The organism is Streptomyces sp. NBC_00009 (assembly GCF_045040855.1).
GTDB lineage: Bacteria > Actinomycetota > Actinomycetes > Streptomycetales > Streptomycetaceae > Streptomyces > Streptomyces aureus.
Genome location: NZ_CP108312.1, coordinates 6,632,036 through 6,655,930 on the forward strand (window position 1 = coordinate 6,632,036; position 23,895 = coordinate 6,655,930).

The 23,895-nt window shown below is 72.8% G+C and carries 21 protein-coding genes; 14 read left to right on the plus strand and 7 right to left on the minus strand.

What is annotated here, in order from left to right; genetic code table 11:
* Positions 1-52 precede the first annotated feature (52 nt).
* Both OHA58_RS29980 and OHA58_RS29985 read left to right on the plus strand, forming a co-directional pair.
* Positions 53-502 carry a GNAT family N-acetyltransferase gene (locus OHA58_RS29980; protein WP_405482648.1) on the plus strand — a complete coding sequence of 150 codons (450 nt, stop codon included), beginning with the start codon at positions 53-55 and terminating at the stop codon, positions 500-502.
* A gap of 79 nt (positions 503-581) precedes the next feature.
* Positions 582-1,157, plus strand: a complete 576-nt coding sequence (locus OHA58_RS29985) for a histidine phosphatase family protein (protein ID WP_405482650.1) — start codon at positions 582-584, stop codon at positions 1,155-1,157.
* Between the two features lies 1 nt (position 1,158).
* Here OHA58_RS29985 and OHA58_RS29990 read toward each other — a convergent pair whose 3' ends face one another.
* Positions 1,159-1,605 (minus strand): DUF6314 family protein, encoded by a 447-nt coding sequence (locus OHA58_RS29990; RefSeq protein ID WP_405482651.1) that lies wholly within the window; start codon positions 1,603-1,605, stop codon positions 1,159-1,161.
* 170 nt (positions 1,606-1,775) lie between these two features.
* Between OHA58_RS29990 and OHA58_RS29995 the strand changes: the two genes are divergently transcribed.
* From OHA58_RS29995 to OHA58_RS30025, 7 genes are all read left to right on the plus strand, one after another.
* Positions 1,776-3,023, plus strand: a complete 1,248-nt coding sequence (locus tag OHA58_RS29995; protein WP_405482652.1) for a DUF6745 domain-containing protein — start codon at positions 1,776-1,778, stop codon at positions 3,021-3,023.
* Positions 3,024-3,061: 38 nt separating this feature from the next.
* Positions 3,062-3,550 carry a hypothetical protein gene (locus OHA58_RS30000; RefSeq protein ID WP_405482653.1) on the plus strand — a complete coding sequence of 163 codons (489 nt, stop codon included), beginning with the start codon at positions 3,062-3,064 and terminating at the stop codon, positions 3,548-3,550.
* Between the two features lie 82 nt (positions 3,551-3,632).
* Positions 3,633-4,661 (plus strand): N-acetyl-gamma-glutamyl-phosphate reductase, encoded by a 1,029-nt coding sequence (argC, locus tag OHA58_RS30005; RefSeq protein ID WP_405482654.1) that lies wholly within the window; start codon positions 3,633-3,635, stop codon positions 4,659-4,661.
* On the plus strand, positions 4,658-5,809 hold the full coding sequence (argJ, locus tag OHA58_RS30010; RefSeq protein ID WP_405482655.1) for a bifunctional glutamate N-acetyltransferase/amino-acid acetyltransferase ArgJ: 1,152 nt from the start codon (positions 4,658-4,660) through the stop codon (positions 5,807-5,809). The genes argC and argJ overlap by 4 nt, the downstream gene beginning before the upstream one ends.
* The gene (gene argB / locus OHA58_RS30015) at positions 5,806-6,741 is read left to right on the plus strand and encodes an acetylglutamate kinase (RefSeq protein WP_405482657.1); all 936 of its coding nucleotides are present in this window, start codon (positions 5,806-5,808) and stop codon (positions 6,739-6,741) included. Before argJ ends, argB begins: the two co-directional genes overlap by 4 nt.
* On the plus strand, positions 6,738-7,940 hold the full coding sequence (locus OHA58_RS30020; RefSeq protein WP_405482658.1) for an acetylornithine transaminase: 1,203 nt from the start codon (positions 6,738-6,740) through the stop codon (positions 7,938-7,940). The genes argB and OHA58_RS30020 overlap by 4 nt, the downstream gene beginning before the upstream one ends.
* A 17-nt stretch (positions 7,941-7,957) precedes the next feature.
* Positions 7,958-8,497: an arginine repressor gene (locus OHA58_RS30025; RefSeq protein WP_100597053.1), complete on the plus strand. Its 540-nt coding sequence runs from the start codon at positions 7,958-7,960 to the stop codon at positions 8,495-8,497.
* Between the two features lie 74 nt (positions 8,498-8,571).
* On the opposite strand, the gene OHA58_RS30030 is transcribed toward OHA58_RS30025, so the two are convergent.
* From OHA58_RS30030 to OHA58_RS30045, 4 genes are all read right to left on the minus strand, one after another.
* Positions 8,572-9,543 carry a bile acid:sodium symporter family protein gene (locus OHA58_RS30030; RefSeq protein WP_266668499.1) on the minus strand — a complete coding sequence of 324 codons (972 nt, stop codon included), beginning with the start codon at positions 9,541-9,543 and terminating at the stop codon, positions 8,572-8,574.
* An 84-nt stretch (positions 9,544-9,627) separates the two neighbouring features.
* Positions 9,628-10,371 carry an FAD:protein FMN transferase gene (locus OHA58_RS30035; protein WP_405482659.1) on the minus strand — a complete coding sequence of 248 codons (744 nt, stop codon included), beginning with the start codon at positions 10,369-10,371 and terminating at the stop codon, positions 9,628-9,630.
* Complete coding sequence (locus OHA58_RS30040; RefSeq protein ID WP_405482660.1) at positions 10,364-10,819, minus strand: FMN-binding protein; 456 nt, start codon at positions 10,817-10,819, stop codon at positions 10,364-10,366. Before OHA58_RS30040 ends, OHA58_RS30035 begins: the two co-directional genes overlap by 8 nt.
* Positions 10,820-10,827: 8 nt before the next feature.
* On the minus strand, positions 10,828-12,195 hold the full coding sequence (locus tag OHA58_RS30045; RefSeq protein ID WP_405482662.1) for a ferric reductase-like transmembrane domain-containing protein: 1,368 nt from the start codon (positions 12,193-12,195) through the stop codon (positions 10,828-10,830).
* A 141-nt stretch (positions 12,196-12,336) separates the two neighbouring features.
* On the opposite strand from OHA58_RS30045, the gene OHA58_RS30050 reads away from it, so the two are divergent.
* The gene (locus OHA58_RS30050; RefSeq protein WP_405482663.1) at positions 12,337-13,065 is read left to right on the plus strand and encodes a response regulator transcription factor; all 729 of its coding nucleotides are present in this window, start codon (positions 12,337-12,339) and stop codon (positions 13,063-13,065) included.
* Entirely contained in the window at positions 13,062-14,531 is a 1,470-nt protein-coding gene (locus OHA58_RS30055) for a sensor histidine kinase (RefSeq protein ID WP_405482664.1), read from the plus strand. Before OHA58_RS30050 ends, OHA58_RS30055 begins: the two co-directional genes overlap by 4 nt.
* Positions 14,532-14,569: 38 nt before the next feature.
* On the opposite strand, the gene OHA58_RS30060 is transcribed toward OHA58_RS30055, so the two are convergent.
* Positions 14,570-15,280 (minus strand): L,D-transpeptidase, encoded by a 711-nt coding sequence (locus OHA58_RS30060; protein WP_405482665.1) that lies wholly within the window; start codon positions 15,278-15,280, stop codon positions 14,570-14,572.
* Between the two features lie 3 nt (positions 15,281-15,283).
* Positions 15,284-15,871 carry a pyridoxamine 5'-phosphate oxidase family protein gene (locus tag OHA58_RS30065; protein WP_405482666.1) on the minus strand — a complete coding sequence of 196 codons (588 nt, stop codon included), beginning with the start codon at positions 15,869-15,871 and terminating at the stop codon, positions 15,284-15,286.
* 255 nt (positions 15,872-16,126) lie between these two features.
* Here OHA58_RS30065 and argH point away from each other — a divergent pair, with 255 nt between their 5' ends.
* From argH to OHA58_RS30080, 3 genes are all read left to right on the plus strand, one after another.
* On the plus strand, positions 16,127-17,554 hold the full coding sequence (gene argH / locus OHA58_RS30070) for an argininosuccinate lyase (RefSeq protein WP_405482667.1): 1,428 nt from the start codon (positions 16,127-16,129) through the stop codon (positions 17,552-17,554).
* Between the two features lie 189 nt (positions 17,555-17,743).
* Complete coding sequence (locus tag OHA58_RS30075) at positions 17,744-18,601, plus strand: DUF4132 domain-containing protein (RefSeq protein WP_405482668.1); 858 nt, start codon at positions 17,744-17,746, stop codon at positions 18,599-18,601.
* Positions 18,598-23,763: a hypothetical protein gene (locus OHA58_RS30080; RefSeq protein WP_405482669.1), complete on the plus strand. Its 5,166-nt coding sequence runs from the start codon at positions 18,598-18,600 to the stop codon at positions 23,761-23,763. Before OHA58_RS30075 ends, OHA58_RS30080 begins: the two co-directional genes overlap by 4 nt.
* Positions 23,764-23,895 lie beyond the last annotated feature (132 nt).

Genomic DNA, 23,895 nt, shown 5'->3' on the forward strand with positions numbered 1-23,895 from the left:
GGCGCCCGAAACCGGCTCGACGGACACCGGCCCCGCCTGCAAATCTCGCGTCATGACCGACACCCACGCCACAGCCCCCGCGCTCCCCGACGGCTACGAGATCTCGACCGACGCCGCCCGCGTCGACGCCGCCCGCGTGCACCGCTGGCTCTCCACGGACGCCTACTGGGCCATGGGCCGCGCCCGCGAACACCAGGACCGGGCGATCGCGGGATCGCTGAACTTCGGGGTGTACGACTCCGCTTCCGGCGAGCAGGTCGCGTACGCCCGTGTCGTGACCGACCACGCCACCTTCGCCTGGCTCTGCGACGTCTACGTGGACCGGGCCGTCCGCGGCAAGAACGTGGGCACCGCGCTCGTCGCCGCCGTCCGCGACCACCTGGAGCCGCTCGGCCTGCGCCGCATCCTGCTCGCCACGCACGACGCGCACGGGGTGTACGGGAAGGTCGGCTTCGCGCCCCTCGCCGAGCCGGACAACTGGATGGCGCTCGTCCTGCGGTGAGCGCGCGGCGGGGCGCATGCGGCCGGCATACGCCCCGTGGACTCTTGACCGCAGCCGTGGCACGCCCCACGATCACCGCATGCCCGTTCGCGTGACGCTTCTCGCCGCCGCGCGCAGCGCCTCGCTGCTCGCCGAGCGCTTCGACGACGACCGGCCCCTCGACCACACCGGCTGGCACGAGGTGGAGCTGGCCTCGGCCGCGCTGGTGCCGCTCGCCGCGGCGGAGCTGCGCTACTGCGCGCCCACGGCCCGCAGCCGCGGCACCGCCGAGGCGCTCGGCCTCGCGCCCCTGGCCCAACTCGCCCTCCGGGACTGCGACATGGGCCGCTGGCGCGGGCGCACGCTCGCCGAGGTGACGGCCGTCGAGCCGGGCGCCGTCGACGCCTGGCTGCGCGACCCGCGCTCGGCGCCGCACGGCGGGGAGTCGCTGCTCGCGTTCATATCGCGGGTCGGCGGCTGGCTCGACACGCGGCCGAACGACGACGGCGCGACCGTCGTGGCGGTCGCCGAGCCGGCCGTCGTACGGGCGGCGCTCGTCTACGCGCTCAAGGCGCCCCCGTCGACGTACTGGAACATCGACGTACGCCCTCTGTCGGCCGCCGTCCTCACGGGGAGCGCGGGCCGCTGGAGCGTGCGGCTCGACGCCGCGGTGTGAGTCAGCGCGCGGCGCGCGTGTACGCGGTGGTGAGCACCAGGTCCTTCGCCGGGCCCTTGACCCGCCACTCCATCCGCCACCGGTCCGGTCCTGTCACCTCGAACTCGCCGCGGTAGAGGTCCGCCGCGCAGGGGTGGTCCGCCGTGTGGCGGCCGGTGCGCAGGTCCAGGTCGTGGAAGAAGCGGCCGTCGGAGAACCGCACGACGGCCGTGCCGGGAGCGTCGCCCGGCAGGAAACGCAGCGTGCGCTCGGCGGGCCGGGCGGTGCCCTGCCACACGAAGGTGCCCGACTCGTGGTGCAGCAGCCCGCCGCCGTCCTCGTACGTGAAGTCGGTGGTCCCGGAGAAGGTGCCGACCGCGCCCCCGGCGAGGTCGCTCACCGTCCGCTCGACGTGCCAGCGCCCCGCCAGATGGGCCAGCACGTCGGGAACCGGCCAGGCCTCACTCATCTCGTCCCACCCATCTCGTTGCCCGTGCTCCCCATTTTGCCGCCTGCCGGGACCCCGCCCGGCGACGGGGTCGCGCCGCCGGAAATCCCTTGCGCCACCCGCGCGGCCTCTGTCACGCTCTGCCGCATGACGACTGGAAAGGCGGACACCGCCACCCTCCGGTGAGCCCGGTGACGCGTCCCCGCAGGGGACCCTCGAAGATCACGTCCACCCCTCCTCACACCTCCGGCGAGCGCGTCGAGCTGGCGCAGATCGTCGCCGCCGACTGGCTTCGCCACGCACTGTCCACGCGCCCCTCCGACCGGGCGCGCGCCGAAGCCGTCGTCACCGGCCTGTACCGCCGGCTCGGCGAACCCGCCCCCGACTTCGTCTGGGTGCCCTCTCCCGCCGCGGCGCGACCGGTTCTGCTCGACGCCCCGCACCGCTTCCGCCCACCGCGCCTGCGCGGCACCGAGGCCCCCGCCCGCCCCGCCGACTGGCCCCTGGTCTCCCGGCTCGCGAACCTGGTCGTCGACCTCCGCGAACGCCTGGACGAACGGACCGGGACGGCCATCGCCTGGCAGCCCTGGTACGGAACCACCGCCCCCAGGACCATGACCGTCCCCGAGGCGCTGGCCGGGGGATTCCCGGTGCGCGACGTGGTCGACGCCGTCGGCCGCCACCCACTGCGCACGACCGTCGACGACGCGGTCCGCGCCCCGATCCGCGCGGAACTGATGCGCACCGAAGGGGAGGCGGCCGCCCTCACCTGGTACGGCCAGCACGACGCCGCGTGGATCGCCCACTACGACGTACGCGCCCGCGTCGGCCTCGCCACCTACGCCCACGACGACGTGGCGCATCTCGGCCTGTGGGCCGAACTCGCCCGCTCCACCGGCTGGTGGTGGCCGGGCGAGGGCGTCTGCGTCATGTCCGAGCGGCCGGCCGAGATCCACACGGAACCCCAACCAGGCGCCCTGCACGGCGAGTTGAGGCTGCACCGTGATGATGCCCCGGCCGTCCGTTACACCGACGGCGCCGCCGTGCACGTCCTGCACGGCGCCCACGTACCGGAATGGGTCCTCACCGACCCGACCCCCGAGCGCATCCACGCCGAACCGAACGTCGAGGTCAGGCGCAGCGCCATCGAGCGCATCGGCTGGGCCCGCTACATCGTGCGTGCCGGACTGCGCCTGGTGAGCTCGGCGCCCGACCCCGGCAACCCGGACTCCGAGCTCCAGCTGTACGACGTACCGCTCGCCCTGTGGGGAAGGCCCACGCGGCTGCTGCTCGCGGTGAACGGATCCGTCGAACCCGACGGGCACCGGCGCCGTTACGGGCTGAGCGTGCCGGCCCACTTCGACGACCCGGTCGCGGCGGCCGGCTGGTCGTACGGCCTCTCCGGCGAGCACTACGCGCAACTCCTGCGCCGCACCTGAGCGTTGACCCACCCCTTCACACACCCGAGGTGATGAACATGACCATGCCCATGCCCCTGACCACCCTTGCCACCCCGTCCACCCTCGCCGACCTCACTGCCCGCACCGGGCTCGACGTGCTCGACCACCTCGAACGCGAGGTGACCATCCCGGTCGTCGACGGCCTCCAGGCCCAGGGCGACCTGATCGTCATCCCCTACGCCTTCGTCGCCCGGCAGCTCCGCGAGCCATGGCGCTCCGACTGGCGGCGCGTCCCCGCGGCCGGGATCGAGCTCCTGCGCAGCGCCGCGGGCGGCAATCCGCACACCCTCGTCGCGGACGAGGGTGTGTGCCACTGGACGGACCGCGTCGTCGACCCCACGGGCCTCGCGCTCGGCATGATCGAGAACACCGCCGTCGCCTATCTCATCCACCCCGAACACGGCGGCACCGGCATCGCCCCCGGCCGCTACCTCGTACGCCGCCAGCGCGAGCGCGCCGCCTCACGCCAGGGCCTGCGCGGCGGGGACCAGCTGATCGCCGACTGACGGCACCGTGGCTCCGACGATCACTCACATTGCATAAACGTGCATTGCTGCGTATAGTCATGCCATCCAAGAGGAGGGTTCCATGGCGGTACGCGTAGCAGTGGCAGGGGCAAGCGGATACGCGGGCGGAGAGCTGCTGCGTCTGCTGCTCGCTCATCCCAATGTGGAGATCGGCGCCCTGACCGGCAACTCGAACGTGGGGCAGCCCCTCGGTGCGCTCCAGCCGCACCTGGTGCCGCTGGCCGACCGGATCCTCGAGCCGACGACCGCCGAGGTGCTCTCCGGCCACCACGTGGTCTTCCTCGCGCTGCCGCACGGCCAGTCCGCCGCGGTCGCCGAGCAGCTCGGCCCGGACACGCTCGTCGTGGACATGGGCGCCGACTTCCGGCTGAAGGAAGCGGGCGACTGGGAGAAGTTCTACGGCAGCTCGCACGCCGGTACCTGGCCCTACGGACTCCCCGAGCTGCCCGGCGCCCGCGCCGCGCTCGAGGGGACCAAGCGCATCGCGGTGCCCGGCTGCTACCCGACCGCCGTCTCCCTCGCGCTGTTCCCCGCGTACCAGGCCGGTCTCGCCGAGCCGGAGGCCGTGGTCGTCGCCGCGTCCGGGACGTCCGGCGCGGGCAAGGCGCCCAAGGCGCACCTGCTGGGCTCCGAGGTCATGGGCTCCATGTCCCCGTACGGCGTGGGCGGTGGCCACCGGCACACCCCCGAGATGATCCAGAACCTGGGCGCGGTCGCCGGTGTGCCGGTCTCCGTCTCCTTCACGCCGACGCTGGCCCCGATGCCGCGCGGCATCCTCGCCACGTGCAGCGCCAAGGCGAAGCCGGGCGTGAGCGCCGAGAGCGTACGGGCCGTCTACGAGAAGGCCTTCGCCGACGAGCCGTTCGTGCACCTGCTCCCGCAGGGGCAGTGGCCCGCGACCTCTTCGGTGTACGGCTCGAACGCCGTGCAGGTGCAGGTCGCGTACGACTCGGCGGCCGGCCGGATCATCGTGATCAGCGCCATCGACAACCTCACCAAGGGCACCGCGGGCGGCGCCCTCCAGAGCATGAACATCGCCCTCGGTCTCGACGAGACCACAGGACTTTCCACGATCGGAGTGGCACCGTGAGCGTCACGGCAGCTAAGGGATTCACGGCGGCGGGTATCGCCGCCGGGATCAAGCAGAACGGCAACCCGGACCTGGCCCTCGTGGTCAACAGCGGGCCCCGCCTGGCCGCCGCGGGCGTCTTCACCTCCAACCGCGTGAAGGCCGCGCCGGTGCTCTGGTCGGAGCAGGTCCTCAAGGGCGGGATCGTGTCCGCCGTCGTCCTCAACTCCGGTGGCGCCAACGCCTGTACGGGTCCCAAGGGCTTCCAGGACACGCACGCCACGGCGGAGAAGGTCGCGGAGGCGCTCGGCCTGAACGCGGGCGAGGTCGCCGTCGCTTCGACCGGCCTCATCGGCGAACTCCTCCCCATGGACAAGCTCCTGCCCGGCGTCGACACGGCGGTCGCGCAGCTCAGCCCGCACGGCGGTGAGAAGGCCGCCGTCGCCATCAAGACCACCGACTCCGTGCACAAGACCGCGGTGTTCGAGGGCGACGGCTGGACGGTCGGCGGCATGGCCAAGGGCGCGGGCATGCTCGCCCCCGGCCTCGCCACCATGCTCGTCGTCCTGACGACGGACGCCGACCTGGAGGCCGACGTCCTGGACAAGGCCCTGCGGGACGCCACCAAGGTCACCTTCGACCGCGTCGACTCCGACGGCTGCATGTCGACGAACGACACCGTGCTGCTCCTGGCCTCCGGTGCCGCCGAAGTTGCCCCCGAATACGCCGAGTTCGCCGAGGCCGTCCGCACGGTCTGCGACGACCTCGGACGCCAGCTCATCGGCGACGCCGAGGGCGCCAGCAAGGACATCAGGGTCGACGTCATCAACGCCGCGACCGAGGACGACGCCGTCGAGGTGGGCCGCTCCATCGCCCGTAACAACCTCCTCAAGTGCGCGATCCACGGCGAGGACCCCAACTGGGGCCGGGTGCTGTCCGCGATCGGCACGACGTCCGCCGCCTTCGAGCCCGACCAGCTGAACGTCGCCATCAACGGCGTCTGGGTCTGCAAGAACGGCGGCGTCGGCGAGGACCGCGAGCTCGTCGACATGCGCTTCCGGGAGGTCGTCATCACCGCCGACCTGGCGGCCGGCTCCGAGACCGCGACGATCTGGACGAACGACCTGACCGCGGACTACGTCCACGAGAACAGCGCGTACAGCTCATGAGCACGACACGGAAGCACACGGCGCTGCCCAAGGCACAGATCCTCATCGAGGCGCTGCCCTGGCTCACCCGGCACCAGGGCAAGACAGTCGTCATCAAGTTCGGCGGCAATGCCATGATCGACGAGGACCTCAAGGCCGCTTTCGCCCAGGACGTCGTCTTCCTGCACCACGCGGGCCTCAAGCCCGTCGTCGTGCACGGCGGCGGACCGCAGATCAGCAAGGCCCTCGACCGGCACGGCATCGTCAGCGAGTTCAAGGCGGGCCTGCGGGTCACCACCGAGGACGCGATGGACGTCGTGCGGATGGTCCTGGCCGGCCAGGTGCAGCGCGAGCTCGTCGGGCTGCTCAACGAGCACGGCCCGCTCGCCATCGGCCTCACCGGCGAGGACGCGCACACCATCACCGCCACCAAGCACAAGCCCGAGATCGGCGGCGAACTGATCGACATCGGCCGGGTCGGCGAGATCACCGAGATCGACACCGGCGCCATCGAGGCCCTGCTCGCCGACGGCCGCATCCCGGTCGTCTCCTCGATCGCCCGCTCCCAGGACGACGGACATGTCTACAACGTCAATGCCGACACGGCGGCTGCGGCACTCGCTGCGGCGCTGGGCGCCGAGACCCTGATGGTCCTGACCGACGTCGAGGGCCTCTACGAGGACTGGCCGAACTCCGACGAGGTCATCAGCAGGCTCACCGCCAAGGAGCTGGAGAAGCTCCTTCCCGAGCTGGCCAGCGGCATGGTGCCCAAGATGGAGGGCTGCCTGCACGCCGTGCGAGGCGGCGTGACGACCGCCCGCGTCATCGACGGCCGGGTCCCGCACTCGATCCTGCTGGAGATCTTCACCGACGAGGGCATCGGCACGATGGTCGTGCCTGATGCCCCCGAGGCCACCGACGTAAGCGCCATCGACGTACAGGGGGAGTCATGAGCAACCAGGAGCTGACCGCGCGCTGGCAGGGCGCGCTCATGGACAACTACGGCACGCCCCGGCTGCCCCTCGTCCGCGGCGCGGGCGCCAAGGTGTGGGACGCCGACGGCAAGAGTTACGTCGACTTCGTCGGCGGCATCGCGGTCAACGCCCTCGGCCACGCGCACCCCGCGGTCGTCCAGGCGGTCACCGAGCAGATCGCCTCCCTCGGCCATGTCTCGAATCTCTTCGTCGCCGAGCCGCCCGTCGTGCTCGCCGAACGGCTCCTCCAGCTCTTCGGCCGCCCCGGCCGCGTGTACTTCTGCAACTCGGGGGCGGAGGCCAACGAGGGCGCCTTCAAGATCGGCCGCCTGACGGGCCGGTCCCACATGGTCGCGACCCAGGGCGGCTTCCACGGCCGGACCATGGGAGCCCTCGCGCTGACCGGACAGCCCGGCAAGCAGGAGCCGTTCGTACCGCTGCCCGGCGACGTCACGCATGTCCCGTACGGCGATGCCGAGGCGCTGCGGGCGGCGGTCACGGAAGAGACCGCGCTGGTGATCATCGAGCCGATCCAGGGCGAGAACGGCGTCGTCGTGCCGCCCGCCGGCTACCTCAGGGCGGCCAGGGAGATCACCCGGGCCACCGGCACCCTCCTCGTCCTCGACGAGGTGCAGACCGGCATCGGCAGGACCGGCCACTGGTTCGCGTACCAGGCGGAGGAGGGCATCGACCCCGACGTCGTCACGCTCGCCAAGGGGCTCGGCGGCGGACTGCCCATCGGCGCGACCGTCGCGTTCGGCGAGGCGGCCGAGCTGCTCAAGCCCGGTCACCACGGCACGACGTTCGGCGGGAACCCCGTCGCCTGCGCGGCCGGCCTCGCGGTGCTCGACACCGTCGCGGGCGAGGGCCTCCTGGACAACGTGAAGCGCGCCGAGGCGCGGCTGAGGGACGGAATCGCCTCACTCGGGCACCCGCTCGTCGGCCACGTAAGGGGCGCCGGACTCCTCCTGGGTATCGTGCTCACCGAGCCGCTCGCGCCCCAGGTGCAGCAGGCGGCTCAGGACGCCGGCCTCCTGGTGAACGCGCCCGCCCCCGATGTCGTACGGCTCATGCCGCCGCTCAACCTCCACGACGACGAGGTGGACACCTTCCTCCAGGCGCTGCCCGGCGTCCTGGACAAGGCCCTCGAAGGGGCCGACGGGGAAGGACGATCCTGAGGAATGGGACGACGACGATGAGTCAGGCGCAGGACAACGAGCACGCCGCGGGACCCGCCGTGCCGCAGACCCGCACCGCGCGCCACCGCCGGATCGTGGACATCCTCAACCGGCAGCCGGTGCGCTCGCAGAGCCAGCTGGCGAAGCTGCTCGCCGACGACGGCCTCACGGTCACGCAGGCGACGCTCTCCCGGGACCTGGACGAGCTGGGCGCGGTCAAGATCCGCAACACCGGCGGCGAGCTGATCTACGCGGTGCCCAGCGAGGGCGGCTTCCGCACCCCGCAGGCCCCGCTCGGCGGCTCGGCCAAGGAGGAGCGGATGCGGCGGCTCGCGGGGGAACTGCTGATCTCCGCGGAGGCCTCGGCGAACCTCGTGGTCCTGCGCACCCCGCCCGGCGCCGCCCAGTTCCTCGCATCGGCGATCGACCAGGCGGAACTCCAGGTGATCCTGGGCACGATCGCGGGTGACGACACCTTGATGCTGATCAGCCGCGACCCGGCCGGCGGGCAGGCGCTCGCCGACCATCTGCTGCGGCTCGCCCAGAACGACCACTGAGTGCGCTGAATCGTTCGGGCTCGCGCCCCGGACCGCCCGGGATTCACGGGCGGTCCGGGGCGCTTTCGCGTTCCTCAGGCCTGCTCGGCGCGGCGCGCCCGGTACGACATCCAGGCCGCGACCAGGGCGCCCGACACGTTGTGCCAGACGGAGAACACCGCCGCGGGGAGCGCCGCGAGCGGGCTGAAGTGGGCCGTGGCGAGCGACGCGGCGAGCCCCGAGTTCTGCATGCCGACCTCGAACGCCATCGCGCGGGACGCGGGCGCCCCGAGGCGGGCCAGTTTTCCGGCGCCGTAACCGAGTGCGAGGCCGAGGCCGTTGTGGAGGACGACGGCGAGCAGGACGAGCCCGGCCGCCGACTTGATCGCCGTCGCGCTGCCCGCGACCACCACGGCCACGATGACGGCGATCGTCAGCGCCGACAGCCAGGGCAGGAAGCCGAGCACCCGGTCGACGTACCGGCCGAGGACCAGGCGCACGACGAGCCCCGCGATGACCGGCAGCAGCACGGTCTTGAGGATGTCCGTGACCATCGACCCCGCGTCCACGGGCAGGAACTCGCCCGCGAGGAGCAGGGTCAGCGGCGGCGTGACGAGCGGGGCGAGCACGGTCGAGACGGTGGCGACGGAGACGGACAGGGCCACGTCGCCGCGCGCCAGATAGGTCACCACGTTGGAGGCCGTGCCGCTGGGGGCGCAGCCCACGAGGATCACGCCCGCCGCCAGCTGGGGCGGCAGGTCGAGGGCGTTGGCTATCAGCCAGCCGAGCCCCGGCATGATCACGTAGTGCGCGACGAGTCCGAGGCCGACGGCCCAGGGCCGCTTCGCGACGCCCTTGAAGTCGTGCGGGGTCATCGTGAGCCCCATGCAGAACATCACCACACCCAGCAGGTACGGGACGTTCGTCTTCCAGCTCACGAAGGCGTCCGGCAGGGCGAGCCCGATACCGCCCGCCGCGAGCACGAGTACGGGGAACACGGTCACGGCCAGGCGCGCCGCGCGGTTGCCGGTGTCCGTCGGCTGGGGGATCAACTGTTCGGTCTGCACCGGGCGATGCAACGCCGCCGTCCCGCACGGCCGCAACCGCGTCTCGATATGTGGTCCCTACATCTTCACGGGATCGCCACGACGTCACCGGCCCTGCGGACCGACCGACCAGGTGTCCCCGTCCGCCGTCACCGCGAACGCCGTCACCCCGGGCTGCGCCTCCAGCCACGCGCGCGCGTGGACCCCCATCGCATACGCGGCGGTCGCCCAGGTGTCTGCGTCCGTAAGGCCTTCGTATACGACGGTCAGGGACGCGAGGCCGTGGGCAGGAGCCTCCCCGGTGTGCGGGTCGACGATGTGGCAGCCGCGCTCGGCGGGACCCGATGTCGCCACCGCGAGCGGCCCCTGCCGGGACTCGACGACCGCCGCGACGTGGCCGGGGCGCAGGGGGTGGGCGATGCCCACCCGCCAGGGGCCACCGTGCAGTTGGACGTCACCGCCGCCGTTCACGCACACGTCCGTCGCGCCCGCCGCGAGCAGCCCCTCGGCCGCCCGCTCCACCGCCCACCCCTTCACCAGGCCGCTCGGATCGAGCCCACCGGAGTGACCCGTCGAGAACCAGCCATCGGTGTCCGCCTCGGCCCGCGCGCACAGCCGCAGCACTTCACGAACCTCGGGAGCGCAGTCGTCCGGGGCGAGTTCACCGCGGGCGATCCTGCTGATGGCGCTGTCCTCGCGGTACGTCGAGAACTCGGCGTCCACGTGGCGCAGCCACGCCTCGGCCTCGTCGAGTGCCTCCGGAGCCGGTCCGTCGGCGCCGCGCACCGTGAGGGAGAACACCGTGCCCATGGTGTGCACGACGCGGCGCAGTTCCGTCCCGTCACCCATGGACCTGGTCCAACGCGCTCTGCAGGGACGAGATGTAGCCCTCGCTGGTGAACGTCGCGCCAGAGACCGTGTCGATCCGGGCGCTCTGCGCGTCGAGCGTCTCCTGGACGAGGGTCGGCACCGATGACGAGGCGATGTCCTGGCTGCGCCGGTCCCCGGTCGGGGTCCTGACGGCCCGGGCGGCGGTGATCTTCGTTCCGTCGACGGTGATTTCGACCTGGACGGGCCCGTAGCGGGTCTGCACCGTGTCGCCGGTCAGGGTCCGCTTCCCGGACTGCGTGCCGGTGGTGCCGCCTGAAGTGGACGGTGACCGGGTGGAGTTGGGCGTCTGTGCCTGCGGGGCCGCGGTCGCCGGCTGCGTGTGCGGCTTGAGCGCGAGGGCCAGGGTCGTGACGGTGACTGTGGCCGCGCAGGTCAGCACGGTGCGGCGGATCGGATGGGCTCTCATGGCGCGGCTCACAGCTCGAAGGACTCGTAGTGGATACGGGACGCGGGCACCCCGGCCTCGCGCAGCGCGTCGTACGAGGCGAGCGCGAGACCGTGCGGGCCGCACAGGTACACGTCGTGCGCGGCGACGTCCGCCAGCATCCGGCGCAGGCCGTCCGCCGTGACCGGGGCGCGGGTGCCGTCGGCGCCGTTCAGCGCGTAGACGAGGCGGGCGCCGCGGCCGGCCGCTATGGATTCCAGCTCGCCGCGCAGCGCCAGCTCGTCGGCGGTGCGGGCCCGGTAGAGCAGCGTGAGGTCGCCCGGCGCCGCGGGCAGCGTCTCGAAGAGCGTCCGCAGCGGGGTGATGCCCGTGCCGCCCGCGAGCAGCAGCACCTTGCGCGAACGCCGCAGCCCCGCCGTCAGCGCCCCGTACGGCCCCTCCGCCCAGACCCGCGTGCCCCGCGCGAGGCCCGCGACGGACGCGCTGTGGTCGCCGAGCGCCTTCACCGTGATCCGCAGGAACCCGCCGCGCGGCACCGCAGACAGGGAGTACGGGTGCGAGGCGCCCCACATGCCGGGAGCCAGGAACCGCCACCGGAAGAACTGCCCCGGCTCCGCGCCCAGCCTCTCCAGCTGTCGCCCGCTCACCCACACCGACGACACCCCGGGCGCCTCCCGCACGACGGCCTCGACGCGCAGCCGGTGCCGGAGGTTGAGCCGCACCGGCACCAGCACCCGGAACCACAGCACGAGCGCGGCCACACCGAGATAGAGGGCGTACCAGGCCATGCGGGCGGCGGCCCCGCCCGCGAAGTCGGCTCCGAGCGCCAGCTGGTGCCCGAACGCGAGGAAGATCGCGGCATACGTCAGGACGTGCAGGTAGTACCAGGTCTCGTACCGCATCCGGCGTCGCACCGCCCGCGCCGAAACGAACCCCACCAGCACGAGCACGGCCGCGCCCACGGTGCCCTTCAGCATCTCCGGGTAGTCGAGGACGATCGTGCCGAGCTCCGACACCGGATCGGTACGGCTCTGCGCCGCATAGCCGAGCGTGATCAGGACGATGTGGGCAAGGAGCAGGCCGACCGTCCAGCGGCCTGCCGAGGCATGCCACCGCGCGGTCCGGTCGCTGCCGAGCCCTTTCTCCAGAAGCGGGACACGCGCCATCAGGGCGACGAGCAGCGCACACATGTAGCCGCACATCAGGCCCATGATCCGGCCCGCCCCCGTCAGCCAGCCGTCGGCGCCGGAGACGACGCCGGTGCCCTGCCACCACAGGGCGAGTACTGCGGCCCCGCCCGCGCACGCGGCGGCCAGGAGCGGCACCGCGGGGGAGCGGCGGCGCACCGGGCGCGGGGCGCGGTGCCGGAGCGGCGGGGGGCTGTGCGTGGTGGTCACCGGGGCGGGCTCCTCATCGGGTCGGGACGGGCGGGGTACGACGCCACTGTGCGGCCCGAACCTCTGAGCGGGCTCTGAACGGGCGCCCCACGCGCCCTCTCAGAGCGAACTCACAGCAAACCGAGAGACTCTTGAACCGTCATGAACGAACGCCCCGCACTCACCCGCCCCGACGGCACCCCCGTGCGCGTCCTCGTCGTCGACGACGAACCCGACATCGCCGAGGTCGTCACCGGAGTTCTGCGCTACGAGGGCTGGGACGTCCGCACTGCCGGGACCGGCCGCGACGCCGTGCGCGAAGGACTCGACTTCCGTCCCGACGCCGTCGTCCTCGACATCATGCTGCCGGACCGCGACGGCCTGTCCGTCCTACGCGAACTGCGCGCCGCGCAGCCGCACGTCTGCGTGCTCTTCCTCACAGCACGCGACACCGTCGAGGACCGGGTCGCCGGCATCACCGCGGGCGGCGACGACTACGTGACCAAGCCGTTCAGCCTCGAGGAACTGGTCGCCCGGCTCCGCGGCCTGCTGCGCCGGGCCGGCATGACGAGGGAGCGCGCCGAGAGCGCCCTGCTCACGGTCGGCGACCTGGTCATGGACGAGGACGCGCACGACGTCACCCGGGGCGGCGAGACCGTCGACCTGTCCCCGACCGAGTTCGCCCTGCTGCGCTGCCTGATGCGCAACCCCCGTCGCGTCCTCAGCAAGACTCAGCTCCTCGACCGCGTCTGGTCCTACGACTTCGGCGGCCAGGCCCACGTCGTCGAGCTCTACGTCTCGTACCTCCGCAAGAAGATCGACGTCGGCCGCGAACCCATGATCCACACCGTGCGGGGCGCCGGATACGTCCTGAAGCCGGCGGGCCGATGAACCGGCCACGCCTGCGGATCCCGCACACCCTGCGCGCCCGGCTCACCGCCGGACTCGTTCTGCTGCTCGCCGTCAGCTGCGCGGCCGTCGGCGTGGCCGCGGTCGTCGAGCTGCGGGGCTTCCTCACCGGGCGGCTCGACCAGCAGCTGCACGAAGCGGGCAGCGCCCTGCCCGCCAGCCTCGAACACAGCGGCCGCATGCCCGACGACCACGACGGCGACGAGCACGCCGACACCCGCCGCCAGGCCACCGGCACCCTCGGCGTCCGGCTGGTCGGCACCACCGTCACCAGCGCCGCCGTCGTCAGGGCGGGTGCGGTCGACGGCGCCGCCGACCTGGGCGTGCGCCTGTCCGACGCCGACCGCAGAACCCTCGCTGCCGTGCCCGTCGACGGGCACGGCCACACCATCCGGCTGTCGTCCCTGGACCACTACCGCGTCGAGGCCCGGGACGGCAAGGACGGCGACGTGCTCCTTACGGGCCTGCCCCTGGAGCCCGTCGAGGCCACCGTGCACCGCCTCGAACTCGTCGCGGCGGGCGTCTTCGGGATCGCGCTCGCCGCCACCGGTGTCGCCGGCGCCCTCTGGGTGCGCTGGTCCCTGCGCCCGCTGAGCCGGGTCGCCGCGACCGCCACTCAAGTCAGCGAACTGCCGCTCGCCAGCGGTGAGGTTGCGCTGCCGCCGCGCGCCCCCGAGTCCGACCCGCGTAGCGAGGTCGGCCAGGTGGCCTCCGCCTTCAACCGGATGCTCGGCCATGTCGAGGACGCGCTCACCCGCCGGCACGCCTCCGAGGAACGCCTGCGCAGCTTCTCCGCCGATGCCAGCCATGAACTGCGCACCCCGGTCGCCTCCATCCGCGGCCACGCCGAACTTGCCCTCCTGCATCCGGGACCCGTGCCCGCGCCGGTCCGCCGCGCCCTGGATCGCATCGCGGCCGAGTCCGGACGGATGGGCGACATGGTGGAGGACCTGCTCCTGCTCGCGCGCCTCGACGCGGGCCGGCCTCTGGAACGTGAGCCGGTCGACCTCACTCGCCTGGTCCTCGACGCGGTCACCGACGCCCGTGCGGCGGGCCCCGACCACCGCTGGGCCATGGAACTCCCGGAGGAACCGGTCACCGTCAGGGGCGACGCGCACCGCCTCCACCAGGCCGTCGCCAACCTCCTGGCCAACGCGCGCCTGCACACCCCGCCCGGCACCCGGGTCACCGCCCGCATCGAGGCCGAAGAGCAGGGGGTGTCCCTGTCCGTACGGGACGACGGGCCCGGTGTCCCGGAGGAGATCCGCGACGGAGTCTTCGAACGCTTCACCCACGGCGACCGGCCAAGAACGGCCGGGGCGGGCGGCGGTACCGGCCTCGGCCTCGCCATCGTCACGGCGGTCGCGGAGGCGCACGGCGGCATCGCCACCTTGCGGAGCGAGCCGGGCGCGACGGTGTTCACGGTCCGGCTGCCGCCCGCGTCCTGATGGGTGGCGCCCTCGGAGCGCCAGGCGTCAGCGGGGCGTCAGTAGTGCGTGATCGCCGTGGCGCCGCTCGCTGTCCCGATCGCGATGTGCGGCCGCCGGCCCGGCTCGGCCCAGCGCAGGATGCGCCGCATCGCGTCCGCCGGGACCGACACGCACCCGGCCGTCGCCCCGCGTCCGTTCACATGCAGGAAGATCCCCGCTCCGCGCCCGCGCACCGGCCGGTCGTAGTTGTAGGCGATGACGAAGGCGTGCGCGTACTGGGTCGCGTACGACACGAGGTGCTCGGATTCGGCGGCGCGGCAGTCGGCCGGACGCGGCTCGGTCCAGCGGTTGTAGGACCGCGAGTCGTTGTCCTGGCACCACCAGGAGTCCTGGTGCACGCGCCGGTAGGCGGTGGTCGTGCCGGCCGGCGCGGGCTCGATCCCGAAGGCGTAGGGCAGGTCGTACAGACCCGTGGGTGTCGTGTACGTGCCCTGCTGGCGCGAGCCGCCGTCGGCGAGGCCCTTCGACCCGAACCGCGCCGCCGCCGAACCCGCCGCGACCCACCGCCCGTCGCGCCGGTCCCACCAGGTGACGGTGCCGGTGGTGGAGCCCGTGCGCGCGGCCTGCGCGGTGACGAGCTGGGAGCCGCCGCCCGTGTCGGCCATCCGCGCGGGCAGCGGCGCGGGCCCGCCGGACGGTGCCGCGCCCAGGATCAGCAGGGCGGCCGTCGCGGCCAGGGACGCGATGGTGACGGGTCGTGAGCGCATGTGTCAGACGGTAGTCGGAGGCAAGGGGAGCGGCAGCCCCGGAAGTCCGTCGATGCTGTGCTCGATGTGATCCTTCTTCTTGAAGTACTCGCTCAGGGAGGCGTCGTCCTCGCGCGCGAACCGCCTCCCGTGCAGGTCGCGGTCCGCGTCGTATGACATGAAGGGCACCGCGTATCCGCAGCTGTCGCGGATGAGGTCGGCGGTCACGACGACGATCGCGCGCAGGCCGTGGAGGCTGGGGTCGATATCGGGGAAGTGTTCGAGCAGGTCCTTGAACCGTGGGTCGTCACGGAAGACGGGTTCTCCGTGGCCGTGCACCCGGACGATGTTCGGAGGGCCCTGGAAAGCGCACCACATGAGGGTGATGCGGCCGTTCTCGCGCAGGTGCGCGATGGTCTCGGCGGTGCTGCCGGCGAAGTCGAGGTAGGCGACGGTCCGCTCGTCGAGCACGGCGAAGGATCCCGTCAGTCCTTTGGGTGAGAGGTTCACCGTGCCGTCCTCGGAGAGGGGTGCGGTCGCGGTGAAGAACATCGGCTGCTCCTCGATGAAGGTGCGCAGCCTGCCGTCTATGCGTTCGTAGGTCTTTCCCATGGTTCTGGATTATCGACCCGAGATCGTTCGCATGTCTAAGGATTTCGCGCGCGTCTCGGTCCATGGAGGGCTCGATTGACGGGCCGATTGACGAATCATGCAGTCCAATGCATACTCATGCATGACGTCATCGACGTCTTCGCCCTGTCCTCGAAGAGCGCGGCGAAGCGCGACCTCGCCTGATACCCGTTACGGGAAGGGGCGGGACGGGGAAGAGAAAACCCGCCCCGCGTCACCGCACATCTAGGAGCAACCGTGAGCAGCAACACCGGCGATGTCCGCCTCTGGGGCGGCCGGTTCGCCGACGGCCCCGCCGAGGCCCTGGCGAAACTCTCCGCCTCGGTCCACTTCGACTGGCGCCTGGCGCCGTACGACATCGCCGGCTCCCGCGCCCACGCGCGCGTGCTGCACAAGGCGGGCCTGCTCACCGAGGACGAGCTGACCCGCATGCTCGCGGGCCTCGACCAGCTCGAAGCGGACGTGGCGGACGGCTCGTTCGTCGGGACGATCGCCGACGAGGACGTCCACACGGCGCTGGAGCGCGGCCTGCTTGAGCGCCTCGGCGTCGACCTCGGCGGCAAGCTGCGCGCGGGCCGGTCCCGCAACGACCAGGTCGCCACGCTCTTCCGGATGTACCTGCGTGACCACGCGCGCGTCATCGGCGGCCTCGTCGCCGACCTCCAGGATGCGCTCGTCGGCCTCGCCGAGGCGCACGCCGACGTCGCCATGCCCGGCCGTACGCACCTCCAGCACGCCCAGCCGGTCCTGTTCGCGCACCACGTCCTCGCGCACGTCCAGTCCCTGTCCCGGGACGCCGAGCGGCTGCGGCAGTGGGACGAGCGCACGGCGGTCTCGCCGTACGGCTCCGGCGCCCTGGCCGGTTCGTCGCTCGGCCTCGACCCGGAGGCCGTCGCGAAGGACCTCGGCTTCGAGCACGGCTCGGCCGGCAACTCCATCGACGGCACCGCGTCGCGGGACTTCGTCGCGGAGTTCGCCTTCATCACCGCGATGATCGGCGTGAACCTCTCGCGCATCGCCGAGGAGATCATCATCTGGAACACGAAGGAGTTCTCCTTCGTCACCCTCCACGACGCCTTCTCCACCGGCTCGTCGATCATGCCGCAGAAGAAGAACCCGGACATCGCCGAGCTCGCCCGCGGCAAGTCCGGCCGCCTGATCGGCAACCTGACCGGCCTCATGGCCACGCTCAAGGCCCTCCCGCTCGCGTACAACCGCGACCTCCAGGAGGACAAGGAGCCGGTCTTCGACTCCTGCGACCAGCTCGAGGTCCTGCTGCCCGCGTTCACCGGCATGATGGCCACGCTCACGGTCAACCGGGAGCGGATGGAGGAGCTCGCCCCGGCCGGCTTCTCGCTCGCCACCGACATCGCCGAATGGCTCGTCAAGCAGGGCGTGCCGTTCCGCGTCGCGCACGAGGTCGCCGGCGAGTGCGTCAAGGAGTGCGAGCAGCACGGCATCGAGCTCGACCAGCTCACGGACGAGCAGTTCGCGAAGATCTCCGAGCACCTCACGCCCGAGGTGCGCACCGTCCTCAATGTGCCGGGCGCGCTCGCCTCGCGCAACGGGCGCGGCGGCACCGCTCCTTCGGCCGTCGCGGTGCAGCTCGCCGAGGTGAAGAACGACCTCGCCGTGCAGCGCGCGTGGGCCGACGCCAAGTCCTGACCTGCCTTTTGTGTGGCCCGGCCCTTCAGGGGGCCGGGCCACACCGCGTTGTCAGTGGCTGCCTCTAAAGTTTCCGGCAGTTGATCAACACCGGCTCACAACCGGTGCTCGTGACGCGTGCCTTCGGCGCGCACCCACGACCGGTGGTCGACATCTGGGGAACGGGAATCGGCTGTCGGGGAGGCAGTGGTGGGGTGGATGCGCGCGGGCGACTATGAAGTCGCCCTGGACGACGACGGCAAGGTCGTCTGCCGCAACAGCAAGGGGCGGCTCCTGAAGTCGGTGCCGCCGAAGATCGCCGACGAGCAGACCGTCATCGGGCTCCGGCAGCTCACCGAGTGGCTGGAGCGGCACGAGCGCGACTGCCGGGAGCGGGCCGAGCGCTGGATGACCCGCTCCCTTCCCGTACCGGCCGCGGTGCTCGCCGAGGTCTGGCCCGACCCGGCCTGGCGCGCCGCTTTGAAGGACCTGGTCGTCACCGGCGACGACGGGATGGTCGCCGGGTTCCTGCGCGACGCCGACCCCGAGCGCGGCATCGGCCTCGTCGACCTCGACGGGGACACCGTGCGCATCCGCCCGCGGCAGATCCGCATTCCCCACCCGGTCCTCCTGGAAGACCTCGGTGAACTGCGCGAATTCGCCGTCGAGTTGGGGGTCGACCAGGGCGTCCAGCAGTTGTTCCGCGAGATCTGGACCAGAGGCGCCGACCACGACCCGGCCGCCCAGACGGTCGACGACTACGAGGGCGGCGCCTTCAAGGAACTCCGCTTCCTCGCCGGCCGCGCCACTTCCCTCGGCTATCGGGTGCGCGGCGGCCACGCCGTCCAGCCCGTGCTCGAAGCCGGACGCACCGTCGAGGCCCGCGTCTGGATCGGCGACTACGAGGGCTACGCCGAGACCGAGACCGGACCGCTCACCTGGACCACCGAGGGCGGACAGGCCCTGGCCCTCGCCGAAGTCGGGCCGGTGGCCTGGTCGGAGGGCATGCGCATGGCCGCCGTCCTCTACGCGGGCCGCGAGCTCGAGGACGGGGAGCAGGCGGCGTGAGCACGACGGTGAGCGGCGCGGGCGCGGGTCCGGGCGCGGCAGACACGACCAGCACAGCGGGTTCGGCGGGTTCGGCGGGCGAGGCGGCAGGGGAGCGGGGCGCGATGGGTACGGGCGACGGCACGGTGGACACGGGAGCGCTCCTGGAGGCGGGCGCCGTCCTGCTCCCGGGCGCACACCGCGGCGAGGATGCCGACGACCTCACGGCCCGCGCGTACACCCACCCCGTCCTTGAAGGGCGCACCGTCGTGCGCCTCGTGCCGGGCACGCTCGGCGACGCCGAGGACCTCGCCCTGGACTTCCTCGGGCTGCGGCGAGAGAGCGTCCGTGACGGGCTCGGCCAGGTACGCCGCGAAACCCTCGGCTTCCCCGCCTGGGCCCTGGTGAACGACCCGGAGAACGGGCACCACGCCCTCGCCCTCGTCAAGGACGTCGAGCGCCTCGCCCGCATGGCCAAGACCCGCGCGGGCGCCGCCAAGGAGGGGTTCGAGGAGCTCGGCGAGCGACTCGGGCGCTCCGTCCCGCACTTCCTGCCCACGTACTACGAGGAGGCGGGCCGCGCCTTCCTCCGGCACGAGAACACCACCTACGCGGCCGCCCTCTTCGGCAAGGCACGCGAGGCCGAGCGCGTCCACAGCCTCGTCGTGGACGAGCAGCGGCAGCGCGCGGTGTTCCTCGAGTTCGCCTTCGCCGGGGCGCTCACCGTCAAGGCGCTCAAGGACCATGTGCGGGACCTGACGCAGCGTCTCGCGCCGCAGGCGGCCTGGGAGCAGTACCGCAGGCTCATCGTCGAGCGCTGCGGCGCCGGGATGCCGCCGTACGCCGCCCTGCCGCAGGACGCCCGCAAGCTCATCAAGGCCGCGGGCCTGGACCGGGACGAGGAGGAGTGCCGGCTGCTCGCGGACCTCCTGGCCTCCCCGGCGGTGGTACGCGCACCCGGCACGTTCTGGACGGCGTACCGGCCCACCCTCCTGGTCCTCGCGGCGCAGGAACCCGCCGTCCGTAAGCGGCTGCTGGAGATCATGCCGACGGGGTTCGGACACGACAACGGCTCCGAGGGTGACTGGCTGGAGCTGCTCGCCGAGACCGGCGCCGAACAGCTCCTCACCGACCCGGCCCCGGACGCGGCCGTAGACGCGGGGGACTGGCTGTCGCGCTGGTCCACCCATCTGAAGGGCGGCTGGCGCGGGGTGCGCCGCTCCCCGATGACGTACGGCCTTGTGGAGCGCATGGCCGCCCGCCTGCGCGCCGAGGGGCGGCCGGTCGACCTGTTCCGCGGGCGCGGCTGGCGCAGTTGGGCCGACCTGGACCTCATCGATGTGTGCCTCGCGTCGGGTGTCGCCGTGGTGGACCCCGCGCCCCGCACGGACGGCCACGGGATCGGTCTCGACGACTGGTTCGGCGGACCCGACACAGGCCGCAGCGACCTCGCCGCGGTAGCCGCCGACGCGCGGTTCCGGCCGCTGCTCAAGGAGGCGATCGGCGACAACTCCCACCGCAGCGTGGGCAGTCGCAAAACCCTCGCTGTCGCCGAGCACCCGGTGCTCCGCCCGCTCCTGGCCGAATGGCTCACCGAACAGGCCCAGGCGTTCACCGCGGCGGCGGGCCTGCCCGGCGCCCGCTCGGCGCTCCAGCACCTCAGGCGCTTCCGGTCGGTCGCGGCGGACGTCGCGCCCGACGCCGTCGCCCGCGTCCGCGCCCTCGACCTCAGCGGCAACCTCGGCCGCACCCTGCGCGCGGGCATCGTCGACGAACTGGGCTGGCCCGCGCTCGAAGAGGCCATGAAACTGCTCGGGCCCGTACCCGAGCAGCGCCACGGTGACGGGCTCACCGTCCAGGAGGCCTGGCCCGCGCTGATCGTCGCCCACCGGGACAAGGCCGTCGTCGCGGGACCCGACGGCATCCTCCTCGAACACGACCTGCGCATCCCCGGCAAGCCCGACCACTGGCGCCGGCCCGCCTTCCGCTTCGTCGGCGGCGAACTTCTCGTCACCTGGTGGCACGAGGGCAAGCAGCGCGCCTACTGGTCCTCGCGTCCCGCCGACGTCTTCCACCTCGGCGGTGAGTCAGCCACCCAGTGGCGCGCACACACCCTGGACGCCTCCCTGCCCCTGCCCGACGGCGGCCGCAGCACCGGCGCCCGCCCCCTGCACGCGGGCGACACCACCCTGCCCAAGGAACACCGGGTCAGCGGCGACGGCGTGAACCACTGGCGGCTGCGCACCACGAGCACGGCCAGCACATGGATCGAGTACGACCCCGCCACCGGCGCCACCGGCCGCGCCTCCCTGCCGCCGCTCTTCGCGGGCGCCGTGCGCGACGAGGGACGGCTGCGGCATGCCGACTGCCAGGTACTGCCCCTCCAAGCGGGCCTGGAGAACAGCCCCCTGGGCACCGACGGCACGGTCCTCGGCCGATGGGTCCGCAGCGATGGCCCTGGAGACGGCACGGAAGAGCGGCTGTCGGCGGGCACGCCCGACGGCCGCGAGGTCGCGCTGCCCGCCCGCTTCACCAGCGGCGGCACCCCCGTACCGCTCGGCGCGCTGCGCCTGCCCGGCGGAGCGGAGCCCGTACTCGCCCTCGACGGAAACCAGTTGGGCCTCTACGCGGACGGCGCCGGGCCCGCCGACGGGTCCTTCGGCGACACCGTGACGTCCCGGGCGGGCGCGCAGTACGCGGCCGGCACGCCGCTCGTCCCGCCGGCATCGTTCTGGCACGCCATGAGGGCCCGCGACGAGGACGGATCCAAGGCACTGCGCGCGTTCGCCGACGAGCAGGCCGCCGCACTGGCGGACGACGCGGCGGCCGCGCTGGCGCAGCACCGGAGGATGACCACGGGCGAGACCAGGACCGCCCTCACGGACGAGCAGAAGAAGGCCGCGTCCGACCAGTTCGACCGCGACCTGCTCGCCGCGACCGAGCGCGCCCTGCCCGCGATCGGGCACCCGTCGCTGCACGCGGGCGTCGGTGCCATCACGCTCGCCATGGTCCAACTCCGCGAATCCGTGGCCGAGTTCACCGATCCCCAGAGGGTGGCAGCACGGCCCGTCGCGGCGCGCAGGCAGGAGATGTTCCACGACTTCTCGCCCCGCGACGGCGACGACCGGACCCTGCTCAGCGCGGTCCGCGGCGTCCTCGGCCACACCGTTCACGGCTACTGGAGCCCCGACACCTGGAGCACACTGCGGCAGATCAAGTCCGTCGGCCACGTCATCGCGGGCAAGGTCGCCGAAGGCACCCCGCTGCCCACCGGACACGACCTCACGAAGCTCACCGGCGGCTGGACCACGGACGAACTCACCATCCCGAGCAGCTCATCCGGCTGGGTGCGCGTCCTGCCCCACGTGCCCGCACTGGCATACCGCGCCACCGTCCCCGGCATGGACGAGACCGACAGGTCCGCCCTCCTGCACCTCCTGGACGCCGTCGCCGAAGGCGCCCTCGCGGACCCGGACCGTCAGCTGCGCAGCGTCGAACTCTGCGAGAAGGGCGCCTACCGGCCGCGCCCCGGCCAGGTCCTCCGCCTGGGTGACCGCACCGTCGCGATCCTCGCGGCGGCCCGCACGCGCAGTCACGACGACGAGGTGGACTGGCTGGCCCTGGACCACGACCCTTCGGGCGCGTTCGGGCCGGTCGCCCACTTCATCACCCGTGAGGCGCAGCGGATCCCCGGCACACTCACCGGCGACCGGATCGCGTCACTCGCCGCCCTCGTACGCGAGCGCGGCGCCACGCCCTGGCACGCGGAGAACGCGACCGCACTGGCGGCCGCGCCCGGCTGCGGCCCTGTCCAGGCAGCGCTGCTCCTCGCGGGACGCCCCTCCGGCGTCCTCGCCGACGACGCCGCATCCGCCGAGTGCCAGGCCCGATCCGGACTCACTCGCACACAGGTGGAGGCGGGCCACGACCGCCTGACCGCGCTCACGTGGCAGGGCCGCGTCGATGTCGTCACCGCGCTGCTCCCCGAGACCGTCGCCGACCTCTGGGAGACCGGGCCGGCCGTTGAGGCCGCCCGGGAGGTATGGACGGAGCGGTTCGGCACCCTCGTACGCCTCCCCGAGGACATGGAGATCTCGCTGAACGGGGTCTCCACCATCGGCAACGCCGAGGCCGTGCTCAATCCCCGGCACACTCCGTGGCTCAGCCGCACCACCGTCCAGCGACTCGACACGGACGGCCGGTTGACGGGCGATGACGCCACCGCGGTACCGCACGTCAGGGACCTGGTACCCGCCGTGTCGGCGCTCGGCGCGCTCGCGTACGGCCTGCCGTACGGGCATCCGCTGCGCGCCGCCCTGCCCGCCGCCCTCGACGCCCTGCGCACCCGGCTCGCCGACCCGGAGCTGCTGCTCCAGCTCGGCCTCGCCTGGACCGAGAAGGGCGACGCCACCGCGCCCGAACTGCGCAAGGCGCACGGCATGCCCGAGACGGGCGGGGCCGGAGCGGACGGGCTGACGCGCGTGGGCGAGGCGTTCGTGGTCCACCCCTGGCACCGGCAGGAGGCCGTCCTCCTGCGCCCGGCCGGCCTCACGGGCCCCGACGACCCGGCGCTCGGCCTGATCGAGGGCCTCGCCGGATACCGCGCGGACGCCCCGCTGCGGGCGATCAGGGCGGTACTGGGGGATGGGCTCGGTCGCGCGGTGACGACGGGCATGCCGGGTGTGGACGGGCAGGGTGCGGGTGGAGCAGAGGCTGGACTTGAGGGCTACGCGCAGGACCCCACGCGCAGTGTCCCCGGCCTGGTCACCGAGGTAGCCGAGGCGCACGGCATCGGCGAGGACGCCGCCGCCCTCTACCTGCAACTGCTCGCCCTGCCCGACCCGACCGACCGCAACAGCGCGCGCTGGACGGGCTGGAAGCCCGCCCGCATGAAGAAGGCCCGCGCCGAACTCGCCGCGACCGCACTGGTGGTGGAGGCGAAGCGCGCCCGCGCGGGACGCGGCCTGTTCCTGCCCGGCGCCTGGCTGGCACTCAAGGCGCCCGCGCTGCCCGTCGAGTCCTGGAAGCGGGACCTGTACGACATCCCTGGCCACACTGCGACGGTCCCGCTGCTGCCCGTCCCGGAACTGTTCACCCGCGCGTGGGACCGGGTACGCGCCGGCGACGTCCCGGCCTTCGAAGAACTCACGACCCGCGCGACCCGGAAGGGGCGGCGCCGATGACGAGGAGGGCCCGCCGAGTCACCTCGGCCATGCGCGGGATGCGCCGTCGGGTCGCTCGACGGCCAATGACGACCAGGGCAGCACGGGTCACCTCGGGGGTGCGCGGCCTGCGCTGTCGGGTCGCTCGGCGGC

What these genes read in the sequence shown, in the direction of transcription:
- OHA58_RS29980 (WP_405482648.1), top strand. Translation starts at nt 53, where the DNA reads ATGACCGACACCCACGCCACAGCCCCCGCGCTCCCCGACGGCTACGAG.
- OHA58_RS29985 (WP_405482650.1), top strand. Translation starts at nt 582, where the DNA reads ATGCCCGTTCGCGTGACGCTTCTCGCCGCCGCGCGCAGCGCCTCGCTG.
- OHA58_RS29990 (WP_405482651.1), bottom strand. Translation starts at nt 1,605, where the DNA reads ATGAGTGAGGCCTGGCCGGTTCCCGACGTGCTGGCCCATCTGGCGGGG.
- OHA58_RS30000 (WP_405482653.1), top strand. Translation starts at nt 3,062, where the DNA reads ATGACCATGCCCATGCCCCTGACCACCCTTGCCACCCCGTCCACCCTC.
- argC (WP_405482654.1), top strand. Translation starts at nt 3,633, where the DNA reads ATGGCGGTACGCGTAGCAGTGGCAGGGGCAAGCGGATACGCGGGCGGA.
- argB (WP_405482657.1), top strand. Translation starts at nt 5,806, where the DNA reads ATGAGCACGACACGGAAGCACACGGCGCTGCCCAAGGCACAGATCCTC.
- OHA58_RS30020 (WP_405482658.1), top strand. Translation starts at nt 6,738, where the DNA reads ATGAGCAACCAGGAGCTGACCGCGCGCTGGCAGGGCGCGCTCATGGAC.
- OHA58_RS30025 (WP_100597053.1), top strand. Translation starts at nt 7,958, where the DNA reads ATGAGTCAGGCGCAGGACAACGAGCACGCCGCGGGACCCGCCGTGCCG.
- OHA58_RS30035 (WP_405482659.1), bottom strand. Translation starts at nt 10,371, where the DNA reads ATGGGTGACGGGACGGAACTGCGCCGCGTCGTGCACACCATGGGCACG.
- OHA58_RS30040 (WP_405482660.1), bottom strand. Translation starts at nt 10,819, where the DNA reads ATGAGAGCCCATCCGATCCGCCGCACCGTGCTGACCTGCGCGGCCACA.
- OHA58_RS30050 (WP_405482663.1), top strand. Translation starts at nt 12,337, where the DNA reads ATGAACGAACGCCCCGCACTCACCCGCCCCGACGGCACCCCCGTGCGC.
- OHA58_RS30055 (WP_405482664.1), top strand. Translation starts at nt 13,062, where the DNA reads ATGAACCGGCCACGCCTGCGGATCCCGCACACCCTGCGCGCCCGGCTC.
- OHA58_RS30060 (WP_405482665.1), bottom strand. Translation starts at nt 15,280, where the DNA reads ATGCGCTCACGACCCGTCACCATCGCGTCCCTGGCCGCGACGGCCGCC.
- OHA58_RS30065 (WP_405482666.1), bottom strand. Translation starts at nt 15,871, where the DNA reads ATGGGAAAGACCTACGAACGCATAGACGGCAGGCTGCGCACCTTCATC.